This is a genomic window from Thalassolituus sp. UBA675 (assembly GCF_002297765.1).
In the GTDB taxonomy this organism is placed as follows: domain Bacteria; phylum Pseudomonadota; class Gammaproteobacteria; order Pseudomonadales; family Oceanobacteraceae; genus Thalassolituus.
Genome location: NZ_DBNJ01000012.1, coordinates 1 through 13,978, shown reverse-complemented (window position 1 = coordinate 13,978; position 13,978 = coordinate 1). Strand labels below are relative to the sequence as shown.

13 protein-coding genes are annotated in these 13,978 nt (G+C 52.4%); 9 read left to right on the top strand and 4 right to left on the bottom strand.

The genetic code is table 11. The annotated features are described in order from the left end of the window. Window positions 1-244 precede the first annotated feature (244 nt). The 6 genes from B3007_RS05800 (at window position 245) to tadA (ending at window position 5,720) form a co-directional block, all read left to right on the top strand. On the top strand, window positions 245-730 hold the full coding sequence (locus B3007_RS05800; RefSeq protein ID WP_068435515.1) for an Lrp/AsnC family transcriptional regulator: 486 nt from the start codon (window positions 245-247) through the stop codon (window positions 728-730). A gap of 42 nt (window positions 731-772) precedes the next feature. Next, a complete protein-coding gene (locus tag B3007_RS05795) occupies window positions 773-2,386 on the top strand; it encodes a sensor histidine kinase (RefSeq protein ID WP_301378078.1) in 1,614 nt (537 codons plus the stop codon). Between the two features lie 75 nt (window positions 2,387-2,461). Next, the gene (locus B3007_RS05790) at window positions 2,462-2,821 is read left to right on the top strand and encodes a translation initiation factor Sui1 (RefSeq protein ID WP_068435511.1); all 360 of its coding nucleotides are present in this window, start codon (window positions 2,462-2,464) and stop codon (window positions 2,819-2,821) included. 2 nt (window positions 2,822-2,823) lie between these two features. Beyond that, window positions 2,824-3,372: an NAD(P)H-dependent oxidoreductase gene (locus tag B3007_RS05785; RefSeq protein WP_301378079.1), complete on the top strand. Its 549-nt coding sequence runs from the start codon at window positions 2,824-2,826 to the stop codon at window positions 3,370-3,372. Then, window positions 3,365-5,203, top strand: coding sequence for a monovalent cation:proton antiporter-2 (CPA2) family protein (locus B3007_RS05780; RefSeq protein ID WP_301378080.1), 1,839 nt, complete (start codon window positions 3,365-3,367; stop codon window positions 5,201-5,203). The genes B3007_RS05785 and B3007_RS05780 overlap by 8 nt, the downstream gene beginning before the upstream one ends. Continuing rightward, window positions 5,193-5,720: a tRNA adenosine(34) deaminase TadA gene (tadA, locus tag B3007_RS05775; protein WP_281251176.1), complete on the top strand. Its 528-nt coding sequence runs from the start codon at window positions 5,193-5,195 to the stop codon at window positions 5,718-5,720. Before B3007_RS05780 ends, tadA begins: the two co-directional genes overlap by 11 nt. Window positions 5,721-5,739: 19 nt before the next feature. Here the strand turns inward: tadA and mltF are convergent, their stop codons facing one another. Next, on the bottom strand, window positions 5,740-7,185 hold the full coding sequence (mltF, locus tag B3007_RS05770; protein ID WP_301388773.1) for a membrane-bound lytic murein transglycosylase MltF: 1,446 nt from the start codon (window positions 7,183-7,185) through the stop codon (window positions 5,740-5,742). 287 nt (window positions 7,186-7,472) lie between these two features. Here mltF and purL point away from each other — a divergent pair, with 287 nt between their 5' ends. The 3 genes from purL to B3007_RS05755 all read left to right on the top strand — a co-directional run bounded on the left by purL (window position 7,473) and on the right by B3007_RS05755 (window position 12,795). Beyond that, complete coding sequence (purL, locus tag B3007_RS05765) at window positions 7,473-11,351, top strand: phosphoribosylformylglycinamidine synthase (RefSeq protein WP_301378082.1); 3,879 nt, start codon at window positions 7,473-7,475, stop codon at window positions 11,349-11,351. A gap of 359 nt (window positions 11,352-11,710) precedes the next feature. After that, the gene (locus B3007_RS05760) at window positions 11,711-12,259 is read left to right on the top strand and encodes an NADPH-dependent FMN reductase (protein WP_301378083.1); all 549 of its coding nucleotides are present in this window, start codon (window positions 11,711-11,713) and stop codon (window positions 12,257-12,259) included. Continuing rightward, window positions 12,247-12,795, top strand: a complete 549-nt coding sequence (locus tag B3007_RS05755; RefSeq protein ID WP_301378084.1) for a GNAT family N-acetyltransferase — start codon at window positions 12,247-12,249, stop codon at window positions 12,793-12,795. The genes B3007_RS05760 and B3007_RS05755 overlap by 13 nt, the downstream gene beginning before the upstream one ends. An 84-nt stretch (window positions 12,796-12,879) precedes the next feature. Here B3007_RS05755 and B3007_RS05750 read toward each other — a convergent pair whose 3' ends face one another. From B3007_RS05750 to B3007_RS15630, 3 genes are read right to left on the bottom strand one after another with little or no spacing between them, the layout of a single operon-like run. Then, window positions 12,880-13,104, bottom strand: a complete 225-nt coding sequence (locus tag B3007_RS05750; RefSeq protein WP_301378085.1) for a CopG family antitoxin — start codon at window positions 13,102-13,104, stop codon at window positions 12,880-12,882. A gap of 34 nt (window positions 13,105-13,138) precedes the next feature. Next, window positions 13,139-13,426 (bottom strand): NadS family protein, encoded by a 288-nt coding sequence (gene nadS, locus B3007_RS05745; RefSeq protein WP_301378086.1) that lies wholly within the window; start codon window positions 13,424-13,426, stop codon window positions 13,139-13,141. After that, window positions 13,368-13,658, bottom strand: a complete 291-nt coding sequence (locus B3007_RS15630; protein ID WP_414716216.1) for a type II toxin-antitoxin system RelE/ParE family toxin — start codon at window positions 13,656-13,658, stop codon at window positions 13,368-13,370. Before B3007_RS15630 ends, nadS begins: the two co-directional genes overlap by 59 nt. Window positions 13,659-13,978: the final 320 nt, after the last annotated feature.

Sequence of the window (13,978 nt, the reverse complement as noted above, 5' to 3'; positions counted from 1 at the left end):
AGTTGGTTTCGAGACTGTCTGGCTGGCCTGTAACTGCCTTTTGAGTGTTACTTCGGTCAGCTTTTTGAGCTTCCCGCCACCGGGCTCTGATTGGAGTCACCGGCTGCCTTCACAGTATGGATATAGTGTATGCCTGTTATTGCGAAGAATGATTGCAAATGTGCCTTTGAAAACCATTGATCGGGCAATAAGTATCTGTAATTATAATATTTATTGGTTAAATATTGCTTTTTAGGGTGAGTCGATGGCTAAAACAACTCCTGTGGTGCTTGATCGCACCGACCGACACCTCCTGGAGCTCCTGCAGCAGGATGGCAGTCTCAGTAATCTTGAGCTTGCCGATAAAGTCGGCTTATCTCCGTCGCCGTGCTCGCGCCGTGTGAAAGCGTTGGAGGATAGCGGGCTGATTACGGGCTACCGGGCGCTGTTAGACGCCCGTAAGCTTGGCCTCGACCTGCTGGCACTGATCAATATCAGCATGGACCGTCATACCCCAGAGCGTTTCAATAACTTCGAGGAGAAGCTGACCGCCTGCCCGGAAGTGCTGGAGTGCTATCTGATTACCGGCCAGTCAGCCGATTATGTGCTTAAGGTGCTGGTAGAGGACATGGACGCCTATCAGCAGTTTCTTTTGGGCACCCTGACACGGATTGAAGGCGTCAGCGGCGTACACTCTTCATTTGTAATGCGTAAAGTTGTGGACCGTACTGCGATTCCAATTCCCCGATAGGGTCTATACTTCGGGATACATTACAGAATCTGAGTGTCGCCAGTGACTTCGATCGATAAAAAGCTCACCCTTCAGGTTGTAATCTGGAGCCTTCTTGCCGGACTCGTTTTCAGCGGCATACAGATGGTGGTGGACTATCGCGATGCACAGAAAAATTTTGATCAATCTGTTAATACCCTGTTAGAGCGATCTACCTCTACGGCTGCGCTGGCACTGTATAACTATGATCAACGCAGTCTGACCGCAGGGCTCGATAGTATGCTCACCCACCCTGGGGTTGTTGCTGCCCAGGTCAGCGAAGTAAATACTGACTTTATGATCCGTCAGGGCAGTGTGTCTGGTCGTCAGGAGTTACTGGAATTCACCACCGAGCTCTTCGTGCCTCAGCAGTATCGCACGGCCAACGCCGCGCCGCCGTCGGTCATTGGGGAAGTCACGCTTTTTGCTGACAAATCTGAGATCAACGCAGGTTTCGAGCGCCGCGCAATCATTGTGCTTCTGGCAGATCTGGGCCGCACAGTAACACTGATCGTTGTTCTTTTGATTGTACTTCGTTTACGTCTGACTGGGCCGGTCCGACGCCTGACCCGGCGCTTGATCGAAACCGACATTCATAGTCCTACTCAACTTAATATCGAAGTCGAGGAGTCGCTGGCTGGTACAGAGCTGGATGACCTGACATCGAAGATGCGTGATCTCTTATCGGCGATGCAATCGCAGATGGAGCGGCGACAGGCCGCTGAGCAGAAAGCGAAGCAGTTGAATGAGCAGTTGGAAGAAAAGGTACATGCCCGAACGCGCGAACTGCACGAGAGTAATACTAACCTGCAAGCCAGCCTTGATCAGTTGCAAAAAATGCAGGCGCTGCTTTTGCAGGCCCAGCGAATGGCCTCTCTGGGGCATCTTGCTGCCGGCGTCGCTCACGAAATCAATAACCCTGTCGCTGTGGTGTACAGCAATATCGCGACGTTGAGTGAATATCTCAGTGAGTTGATCAGCCTCGCCGAAGAGTATCAGCATGCCGAAGATAAAATTAACGATAACGAATTGCGCTTAGCGCTGGAGAAAATGCGCGAGGCGATTGACCTGGCCTTCGTGAAAGACGATGGGCCAGAGTTAATTTCAGCATCGAAACATAGCCTTGAGCGGGTCAGGAATATCATCAGTGAATTGAGAACCTTTGCCGATTCTGACTCGCTCGAGCGTGAGAAAGTGCGGCTGAATGATCTGTTGCGCGAAGCTGTGCGCACAGTCGATGGCTGCCAACGGGATGAAATCCGACTGATCAGTCTGGTCGACGAGGATCTTGAGGTCGAGGTTGTTCCATCTCAGGTGAGACTAATCCTCGGCAAAATACTGGAAAATGCCTGTGAGGCAATGCCAGCGGGGGGCAATATCGAAATTGCTTCGGAAGTCGATGATGCCAACATCAACCTGGTGATCAAAGACAGTGGCTGTGGTATGGATTCGGGCCAGTTGGAAAAAGCGATCAACCCTTTCTATAGCAATAAGGCCGTCGGTGAGGGAACCGGCCTGGGCCTGACCGTCGCCTACAACCTGATGTTAAATCAGGGCGGTGAATTGAGCATGGCCAGTGAGGAAGGTCATGGCACTATGGTTGTTCTTAAGTTTCCCAGAGATAATGTGCTCTTCTGAAGCGCTCCCCTGATTGAACCCATCTCCCGGTTAGGGTAGTTTCCAGCTGAACTGCTCTGACAACGGAAACACGTCATGTCTAAAAAATCTTCATCTGGTGGCCTGGTTTACTCCACTGAATTTGGTCGTGCCTGCCCGGGTTGCGGCGAGCCTGTTGATCAGTGTGTCTGTGATCAGGAGCAGGTGCCCGAGGGCGACGGTATTGTCAGGGTCGCGCGTGAAACCAAAGGTCGCGGCGGCAAGGTCATGACTCTGGTGTCGGGCGTGCCTCTTGTTGGTAGTGAGTTGAAAACACTGGCAAAAGAACTGAAAAAGAAGTGTGGTACGGGCGGTGCTCTCAAAGATGGTGTGATTGAGATTCAGGGCGAACAGCGTGATCTGCTGGTCTCTGAGCTGACTAAGCGTGGATTTACTGTCAAAAAAGTAGGGGGCTGATATTGGCCAAGGCTCTGATTGTCTATGCTCATCCTGCGCATCAGCGCTCAAGAGCAAATCGTGCTCTGTTGAACCGGATCAGCGATCTGCATAACGTCACCGTGCATGATCTATATGAAACCTATCCGGATTTCTTTATCGACGTAGAGGCCGAGCAGAAGCTGCTTCTGGAACACGACGTTATCGTAATTCAGCATCCTGTGTACTGGTACAACATGCCAGCGCTTTTGCGTGAATGGCAGGATCTTGTATTGGAATACGGTTACGCCTACGGGCGTAAGCAGCAGCGTCTGGCAGGCAAATATATGTGGGTTGTATTGACGGCCGGGGCACCAGAGCATACTTACAGCGACACTGGTGTTAATGAGCGCCCGTTGAGTGAGTATTTTCTTCATTACCCGCGGATGGCGAACGTTTGTCATCTGGAAATGAAACCCACCTTTGAGGTTTATCATGGTCGTCATTCTCCGGATGAGGACCTTGATAAAACGGTTGAGCAGTATCGGTCCTGTCTGTTGAAGTACCTGAAGGAGCACCCGGGCGATGCATGAAGCTGGCTTCCTTATGCAGGCGTTTGTCTTTCTGGCCGCCGCGGTGATTGCGGTGCCTATTGCAGCGCGCCTTGGCCTGGGCTCTGTTCTCGGCTATCTCTGTGCGGGCGCTGTGATCGGCCCGTTTGCGCTGGGTCTGATTGGTCAGGATATCGAAGAGGTGATGCACTTCGCTGAGTTCGGTGTCGTGATGATGCTGTTTCTCGTGGGGTTAGAACTTGACCCATCGAAGCTCTGGCGCATGCGTGTACCCATTGTGGGTATGGGCGGGCTGCAGGTCGTACTCACTACTGCCGTGATTGCCGGTATAGCGCTTATCTATCTCGACAACTGGCAGCATGCGGTCGTCGTCGGCATGGTTCTGTCGTTATCATCTACCGCCATTGTTCTTCAGACCCTGAACGAAAAAGGTCTGATGAAAAATGACAGCGGCCAGTCCGCATTTGCCGTGCTGCTGTTTCAGGATATTGCCGTCATTCCTATGCTTGCCGTGCTGCCGTTGTTGGCGGTGGCTGAGGTCGGTACTTATAGCGATAAACATAATCTGCCGGGCTATCAGAGTGCTCTGATGGTATTGGGTGTGGTTATCGGGATCGTTGTTGTCGGTCGCTGGCTGAGCCGCTCGGTATTCCGCATTATTGCTGAAACCCGTCTACGCGAAATGTTTACTGCGACAGCACTCTTTCTGGTGGTCGGCATTGCTTTACTGATGGAGCACATTGGTCTGTCTCCGGCGCTGGGTACGTTTGTCGCTGGTGTGGTTCTGGCGAACTCTGAATATCGCCATGAATTAGAAGCCGAGGTCGAGCCTTTTAAAGGGCTGCTGCTGGCGCTCTTCTTTATCTCTGTGGGGGCCTCGATCGACTTTGCGCTGCTGATGGAAAACCCATGGCCAATTTTCGCCATGGTTGGCGGACTGGTACTGATTAAGCTGGTGATTCTGCTGGTACTGGGTAAGGCCTTCGGCCTCAGTAGCCGCAGTAATGCCATCTTTACTTTCTCGTTGGCGCAGGCCGGTGAATTTGCTTTTGTGCTGTTCAGTTTTGCATCTGCGCAGGATGTATTGCCGCCATACATTATTGACCCACTGACGCTTGTTGTTGCTTTATCGATGGCACTGACACCATTACTGTTTGTTATCAATGAGCGCTTTGTGTTGCCGCGCCTGCGCGGAGTGAAAGCATCCGAACGTCCCCACGATGCGATTAAACAACCGGAAGGGAAGGCGATCCTTGTAGGGTTTGGTCGTTTTGGCCAGATTGTAGGGCGTCTGTTGCGTATGAACGGCTTTGAAATTACCGTACTTGAGCACGATGCTGCTCAGGTGGATCTTGTCCGTAACTTTGGCCACAAAGTTTACTACGGTGATGCCGCCCGGATGGATCTGCTGGAAACCGCAGGCATTGAAGACGTGGATTTGCTGGTACTGGCGATTGATGATCATCAGCGGATGTTGAAAACCATCCATCAGGTTAAGCGTCATCATCCGGATATTAAGATTCTGGCGCGAGCCGCTGGGCGCCGTGAGGCCGCTGAATTAATTCACGCCGGTGCTGACCATATTGAGCGGGAAACCTTTGATTCGGCGCTGTCGATGGGCCGTATGGCACTTTCGCTGATGGGATTCCGTGCCTACCAGGCACAACGAGCGGCACAGCTGTTTAAGCACCACGACAAGAAGAGCCTGTACGCTCTTAGTGAAGTAATCGAGGACGATAAGAAGTATCTGACGGTTGCCAAACAGCACGCCACCGATCTGGAAAAAGTGCTTAAGTCAGACGATCAGGCGAATACCGAACTCGACGACAGAGGCTGGGACAGTGGCAGTTGATCCTGTGAGTCTGTGCGGCCTCGACATTGCCGATGATGAGGCGGGCATGGCCTGTGCCCTTGAGCTGGCAGCTCTGGCAGCAGAGCAGGGTGAAGTGCCAGTAGGGGCTGTGATCGTCAGTGAGGGCAAAATCATTGGCGTCGGATCAAATTCGCCGATCACTGGTCTCGACCCAACTGCTCACGCGGAGGTTAACGCGATTCGTGATGCTGCACAGCGGATCGGAAACTACCGGCTGAGTGGCGCGACGCTCTATGTCACAGTTGAGCCCTGCAGTATGTGTTCAGGTGCGATTATTCACAGCCGGATCGGGCGGGTGGTTTACGGCACTACCGAGCCCAAAGCGGGCGTGGTGGAAAGCGCTGAGTGCTTCTTTGAAAAGCCCTTTCTGAACTGGCAGGTAGAGGTCGTGGGCGGCGTAAAGGCTGAGCAATGCGCTACCACCATGACCGAGTTTTTTGCTGCGCGAAGAGCAGGTAAAAAGAAGCTCAAGAAAGCCTCGCCTGCGGCAGACTGAATTTTAAGTACTTTGCGCTTCAGAGCAGGGGTGGAATAACCGTCACGGGCACATCGGAGTCCTGAATGCTGTCGTTGTCGGTCTCGTCTGCGACAACCTGCTCTTCATTCCAGATCAGAACATCGTAATAACGACGGATATTCTGAACATAGGTCACTGGCTCCTGGCCACGCGCATAGCCATAACGCGTCTGGCGGTAGTAGCGCTGCTGAGTCAATAACGGCAGTACCTTTTTCACATCGATCCACAGATCCGGGTTACGCCCTAGTTTCTCCGCCAGTCTGCGGGCATCCTCAAGGTGGCCGAAGCCGACGTTGTAGGCGGCCAGCGCCATCCAGGTGCGGTCCGGCTCGTGCACTGACTCATCGAGACGCTCGCGTAACCCAGCGAGGTAACGGCTACCGCCAGCAATACTCTGTGATGGGTCGAGGCGGTTGGTAACGCCTAGCTCACCTGCGGTTCTCAGGGTCAGCATCATCAGGCCTCTGACGCCTGTGAATGAACGCGCGCGTGGATTCCAGTGACTTTCCTGATAGCCCATAGCGGCGAGCAGGCGCCAGTCGAAACCGTGTTTCTCCGCGGCTGCTTTGAAGTCTTTCTCGTAGCGGGGCAAGACCTTGCGGCTATGACGCAGGAATCGATGAGCGCCGACATAGTCAAACTGCCCGACGTGACCATAAAACCGCTCAGACAGTTCGGCCATGAGTACGCCGGTCTCGGGGCGGTAGAAAAAGTCGAAAGTCCGGTCGCGCAGAGAATCATCTGCGCGGCGCGGCATAACCCAGGCAACGGTCTGAATTTCACCCAGAGTAAATGCGACATCGAGGTTCGGAAGGTACGAACGCATGAGGCGAAATTCGTTCGAGTTCACCAGCGTAAAATCCAGCTCGCGGTCAGACACCATCTGCAGCAGGTCAGACGCATCCAGCTCGCTGGTTTCCCGCCATGAAAGCGAGGGCAGCTCGGTTTTCTGCCAGTGCCTGAGCGTACGTGCGTGCCGTGACTTAGCCGGAACCATCAGGCGCCCGGTTTGCAGGTCTTCAATCGATTCAGGTTTTGTGGTGCGCAGACGGTAAACGATCTGCTCTGATATTGAGGAGTAGGTTGGGCCATACACAACCGGGTAGCCTGATGTCTGCTCTTTGGTGAACCCCGCTGCTGATATATGTGCATCGCCATTTTCGAGAGCTTCCATGGCTGTTTGCAGATTATCAACGACCATCAGTTCAAGCTCTACGCCCAGGTAATCCGCAAAAGACTCGACGAGTTCGTACTCGTACCCTGTCGCGCCGTGGCGCTCTTCATAATAGGTGGTGGGATTGTTACGTGTAACAACGATCAGACGACCATCTTCAATAATCCGGTCGAGCAGAGTGGGGTGTCGGCTGCTCACAAGCAGTGCAACCACAACGAGTGTGGTCAGTACACGTCTTGTATTCCTTATGGTGTTCAGCAGCCTGGTCATAAGTATTTTACATCTCCCTTGGACTTGAGAGTTTAGCTCCTGTGAATGAGTTAAAACAGCGATGCGGGAGAATTTTACCTTCGCCTTAAGCAGTGAATTGCAGGTAGTACTTTGAAATATATACAGAAAATAGAGTTTGTCTGGCACAACATGCCACTCTGACCTCAGGAACAGACTGTTCTTTCAGTCATATCTGTTTTTCTATTGCTTCACCTTCCGTATGGCAGATGAAGGGCTGATCCAGTACAATTCGGCCTCATTTTTTTCCTGTTATGAGTCGAACCACCATGCTTGAGCTGCGTGGCGCCCCGGCGCTTTCCTCATTCCGTCAGAACAAAATCCTTAACAAGCTGCAGTCAGCGGTGCCAGCAGTAACCGGCGTGTACGCCGAATTCATGCACTTTGCTGATCTGAAAGCCGATTTGAATGACGCTGAACTCACTGTCCTTGAGCGCATTCTGCGCTATGGGCCAAAGGCTGAGCAGAAAGACGGAGCGGGTGAGCTGTTCTTAGTCGTACCGCGTTTTGGCACGATTTCGCCATGGTCTTCTAAGGCAACCGACATCGCTCATAACTGTGGCCTGAGCAATGTGGATCGTCTTGAGCGTGGTGTTGCTTACTACGTTGAGGGTGCAACAGCAGCTGACCGTGATGCCGTGGCTGCAGCACTGCACGACCGCATGACTGAAGTGGTACTTGAAAACAGCGCCGCCGCTGAGAACCTGTTCTCTCACGCTGAGCCTGCGCCGCTGAGCACCATTGATATTCTGGGTGGTGGCCGTGATGCACTGATCGCTGCTGACCAGAACCTGGGCCTGGCTCTGGCCGACGACGAAGTCGACTACTTGGTTGAAAACTACATAAAGCTGGATCGCAACCCGACTGACGTCGAACTCATGATGTTCGCCCAGGCGAACTCCGAGCACTGCCGTCACAAGATCTTTAACGCCAGCTGGACGATTGACGGCGAAGACCAGGACAAATCCCTGTTCGCCATGATCAAAAACACTTACGAGTGTTACAACGAAAACATCCTGTCTGCGTATAAAGACAACGCCTCTGTGATCCGTGGTCATCACACTGGCCGTTTCTTCCCCAATCCAGATGGCCGTGAATATTCTTACCATCAGGAAGAAATGCACATCCTGATGAAGGTTGAGACCCACAACCACCCAACCGCGATTGCACCGCACTCTGGTGCAGCAACCGGCTCCGGCGGCGAGATCCGTGACGAAGGCGCAACTGGCCGAGGCTCTAAGCCAAAAGCGGGTCTGACTGGTTTTACTGTATCTGACCTGAAAATTCCGGGCTTCGAACAGCCATGGGAAAGCCAGTACGGCAAGCCTGATCGCATCGTATCTGCCCTCGATATCATGATCGAAGGCCCTATCGGTGGTGCAGCATTTAACAACGAATTCGGTCGTCCGAACCTGTGTGGTTACTTCCGTACCTTCGAACTGCAGCACGATGGCGAAGTTCGTGGTTACCACAAGCCAATCATGATTGCGGGTGGTTACGGCAACATCCGTGACGAGCACGTACAGAAGGGTGATATCCCTGTTGGCGCACGCCTGATCGCACTGGGTGGCCCTGCGATGCAGATTGGTCTGGGCGGTGGCGCTGCGTCGTCTATGTCTTCTGGCCAGTCGAATGCCGACCTAGACTTTGCCTCTGTACAGCGTGAAAACCCAGAAATGGAACGTCGTTGTCAGGAAGTTATTGACCGCTGCTGGCAGCTGGGTGACAAAAACCCAATCGCCTTTATCCACGACGTAGGTGCGGGCGGTCTGTCTAACGCCTTCCCGGAGCTGGTATCTGACGGCGGCCGTGGCGGTAAGTTTGAACTGCGTAACGTACCAAACGACGAGCCGGGCATGAGCCCGCTGGCGATCTGGTGTAACGAATCTCAGGAACGCTATGTAATGGCCGTTGCGGAAGAAGACATGGACGCGTTCGACGCTATTTGTGCCCGTGAGCGCTGCCCATACGCCGTAGTCGGTATCGCCACCGAAGAAGAACACCTGACCGTGACCGACAGCCACTTCGACAACAGCCCGGTAGACCTGCCCTTAGAAGTCCTGCTGGGTAAGGCTCCACGTATGCACCGTGACGTTGCGACCCGTGGCAAAGCCGAAGAGAGCTTCACCAGCGCCGGAATAGACATGACGGACGCCGCTAAGCGCATCCTGACGCTGCCTACCGTGGCGAGCAAATCTTTCCTGATCACCATCGGTGACCGTTCTATTACCGGTACCGTTGCGCGTGATCAGTTCGTTGGCCCTTGGCAGGTGCCAGTGGCTGACGTTGCCGTAACGACCTCGTCTTACGACACCTACGCCGGTGAAGCGATGGCGATGGGTGAGCGTACCCCTGTTGCACTTATTGACGCACCAGCATCTGGTCGTCTGGCAGTGGCCGAAGCCATCACCAACATCGCCGCAGCACCCATCAACAAATTGGCTGACATCAAAATGTCGGCTAACTGGATGTGTGCAGCGGGTCACGAAGGTGAAGACGCCAAACTGTACGACACCGTAAAAGCCGTGGGTATGGAACTCTGCCCAGAGCTGCAGGTAACTATTCCTGTGGGTAAAGACTCTATGTCGATGAAGACCCGTTGGAATGATGCAGGAGAAGACAAGGCCGTTACTGCGCCTATGTCACTGATCATCACCGGCTTCGCGCCAGTGTCTGATGCACGCAAAGTACTGACGCCAGAACTGAAGCGCATTGACGAAGCCTCTGACCTGATTCTGGTCGATCTGGGTCGTGGTCAGAACCGTCTCGGTGCTTCCTGTCTGGCACAGGTATTCAACCGCGTGGGTGATACTGCGCCGGATCTGGATGACGCAGAAGACCTGAAAGCCTTCTTCGCTGTGGTACAGGGCCTGAACGCTGATCGCAAACTGCTGGCATACCACGACCGTTCAGACGGTGGTCTGTTTGCCACCCTGACCGAGATGGCGTTCGCTGCGCATACGGGTCTGGATATCAAACTGGACTTATTAGCAGAAAACAAAGATGAGCTTGCCGCAGCCCTGTTCGCTGAAGAACTAGGTGCAGTCATGCAGGTAAAACGTGACGATCTGGAAGAAGTACTGGCACAGTTTGAAGCGGCGGGTCTGGGGGACTGCACTCAGGTGATCGGTACGCTGAATGACGACGACCAGATTACCTTCAGCTTCCAGGACGAAGAATTCCTCAGCGAAAGCCGCGTGACCTGGCAGCGCCTGTGGGCACAGACCAGCTACGAAATGCAGGCATTGCGTGATAACGCCGACTGCGCGAAGCAGGAATTTGATGCTCTGCTCGATGCAGAAGATCCGGGTATCCACGCTGAACTGACCTTCGATATTAATGAAGATATTACAGCGGATCTGGGCGACGAGCGTCCGCTGGTAGCGATTCTGCGTGAGCAGGGCGTTAACGGTCAGATCGAAATGGCTGCGGCCTTCGACCGCGCTGGTTTCGCCACTGTTGACGTACACATGAGCGACATCCTGTCGGGCAGCGTAACGCTTGAAGGCTTCCGTGGTCTTGTGGCGTGCGGCGGCTTCTCGTACGGCGACGTACTGGGTGCCGGTGAAGGTTGGGCGAAATCGATTCTGTTTAACGAACAGGCTCGTGGTCAGTTCAAAGCCTTCTTCGAGCGTAATGACACCTTCGCACTGGGCGTATGTAACGGCTGTCAGATGCTCTCCAACCTGCACGAACTGATCCCAGGCACTGAGCACTGGCCGCACTTCGTTCGCAACACCAGCGAACAGTTCGAAGCCCGTGTTGCTATGGTTGAAGTTCAGGAATCGGATTCTGTCTTCCTCGCAGGTATGGCCGGCTCACGTATGCCAATCGCCATCGCCCACGGGGAAGGTCGTGCAGAATTCGCCGACGAATCAGACATCGACGAACTGGCAGGCCAGATTGCACTGCGCTACACCGACAACTACGGCAAAGTCACCGAGCAATACCCACTGAACCCGAACGGTTCACCGCAGGGTATTACCGGCCTGACCGCTGCCGACGGCCGCGTCACCATTATGATGCCGCACCCAGAGCGTGTATTCCGCGCGATCCAGAACAGCCATATTCCAGGCGACTGGGACGAGGACGGTGCTTGGATGCGTATGTTCAGAAATGCGCGGGTGTGGTGCTCTGAGAATAGCTGATAAGTAGGGTGGGCACTGCCCACCATGCCTGCCCATAAAGAAAGCCGCTGGTCAGTAATGATTAGCGGCTTTTTGGTTCTCTGGGAATCTATAGGTAAATCACACCATGTAGGAGCGATTCAGCCAGCTTGCCTGGCTATTCGCGATCAACTGCGGGTATCACTGTAGGAAGGAATATGACTCCCTCATACAATTACCGGATAAGGTTTTATCGAGCAGTGTATATGGAGTAGTCTGGCAATCTGGTTGGATGAAAGGGCGCTTTCTATACTAGCAGCCGGAGGCTATTCTTTGTCCCGAGAGCGATACCGATTGTGGAGGTACGCTACTTATGAAATTACCGTGTTAGCTAGGATGCTATGAAAATACTCGCTATATCAGGAAGTTCCCGCAGATTATCTACGAATACAGCCTTGTTGAATGCAATGAAGGATACGGCCCCCGAAGGGGTCGAACTTACAGTTTTCAGTAGTCTTGATTCCCTACCCATTTTCTCTCCAGATGCAGAAGGCGCCTTAACACCAGATGTGGTTTGTGACTTTATCAAGTTAGTTCAGGAGTGCGATGGCCTGATTATCTCAAGCCCAGAATATGTCAGAGCCATTCCCGGCGGGCTGAAGAACGCAATCGACTGGATGGTTTCTCGATTTGAAATTGTCGATAAACCAGTAGCGTTAGCGCATGCCTCTCATCGTGGAGATGATATGCTTTATTCATTGAGGCTGGTTCTTTCGACGGTAAGTAGTAAATTTTTTGAGGACCATTTTTTGCGTATCCCCCTTATTGGTAAAACGCCTGATGAAGTATATGAATTACTTAGAAGCACTGAGTTGCAGAAGGACGTTTCTAGGTTTCTTCATGCTTATTTGGCTGAAATTAGGGGAGGTAGTACACAATGCACCAACTGACTTTTAATAATCCGATATCAAGCTTTGAAGATCTGGTTATCGTTTCTCAACGCATTTCCTTGACTCCTATTTCTGAACGGTTTCGAGAGGATATTTATCGCGAATTCACATCAGAAATTACTCGCTACATGATGCCGCCTCCACCACAGGATATCTCCGAAACGCTTGAGTTCATTCGCAGCAGTATTGAAGGTATGCAGCGCTCGGAAGAGTTAGTGTTTGTAATAGTTGATACTGAAGGGCAATTCCTCGGATGTGCTGGTTTGCATTCTCGTGAGTCTTCACTTACTCCAGAGCTAGGTATCTGGGTTAAAAAATGCGCTCATGGAAGCGCTTTGGGTCGGGAGGCCGTGCGCTGCCTGAGGGACTGGGCTTCTGAGAATCTGAAACTCAGTTACTTTATCTACCCAGTTGAGAAGAAGAATCTGGCAAGCAGGAAAATTGCTGTGTCGCTAGGCGGAGAGATTATTAAAGAACAGAAAACATTGTCCTTGTCGGGTAATCTGCTAGATGAAGTGGTTTATCATGTCCCATAGCATCTGATTCCTAGAATCACAGACAGGGTGATTCGAAAATAGCCTGGGAATACTGACTGAATTGCTACCGCAGAAATCAGAATCTCAAGACTTCGAATGCCACGAAATATCCACTTCACGATGCTGCGCTACGCAGTCGCGCAGGTACAGGTTGATCAGGCTCTGATAGGGGATGCCTTTTTCTTCGGCCATGTCTTTAAGGTATTCAATCACGTCTTCGCTCAGGCGCATGGTGACTGATTTCTTCAGTTTTGAAGCGTAAGGATTTTTACGCGACTTCATTTCTGATAAATCGTACTCATCTTTCATCGAATACCCCCATTTTACGAAAGCTTCGTTCTAATCAGTCCGCCAGCGCCCGCAACACCAGCTCAGGCTCCCTCGCCACAACATTCAGCAATACCAAAGCCGGACCTTGAGGGGAGCGATCACCGCGCTCCCAGTGGCGCAGGGTACTGACGCTGATGCCAAAGGCAGATGCAAACTCATTCTGTGACATATCCAGTTTTGCCCGGATAGCCTTAACATCTAAAGGGCCAAACTCATGTATGACGGCTTTTTGGGATTTGCCCTTAGAAAACTCGACGGCTTCTTTCAGCCCTTGTTCGATACTTGCGAATGCATTCCTCATCAACATCACCATAATGCTTACGTAACAGGTCGGTGAGTCTGGCCAGGTCGTTTCGCTCAGCCTTGCTGAGATTAGCCTTTTCACCCTTCCCAAAAACAGTCAGAAGAAAGAGGGGCATGGTTCCGTTATGGTAGAAGTACACGACACGTGCACCACCGCTTTTACCTCGCCCTTGAGCAGACCACCGTAGCTTTCGTATTCCGCCAGTTCCTTGCAGGATGTCGCCAGCCATAGGATGACGTGCTAAGTAATTGATAATACTCAGCTTCTCTTCATCCGTGAAAAGATTGCTAGCTCGCTTCTGAAATTCAGGGAGCTCTACAATTGTCTGCATGGTTATTAGTGTAATCCAATGGATTATACTTCAGCTAGATGCAGGCATAATAGTCCGGTTTACATAGACGTCACAGCGCCGGTCACTGCTGAGGTTGTTCGCGAATAGCCACGCAAGCTGGCTGAATCGCTCCTATAGGGTGGTTTGAAGCCTGAACCGTGTATTGTCCGATACGCTGTCGGGAATAAGATTCTCTTATATGGACCCGTCCCGTTGTT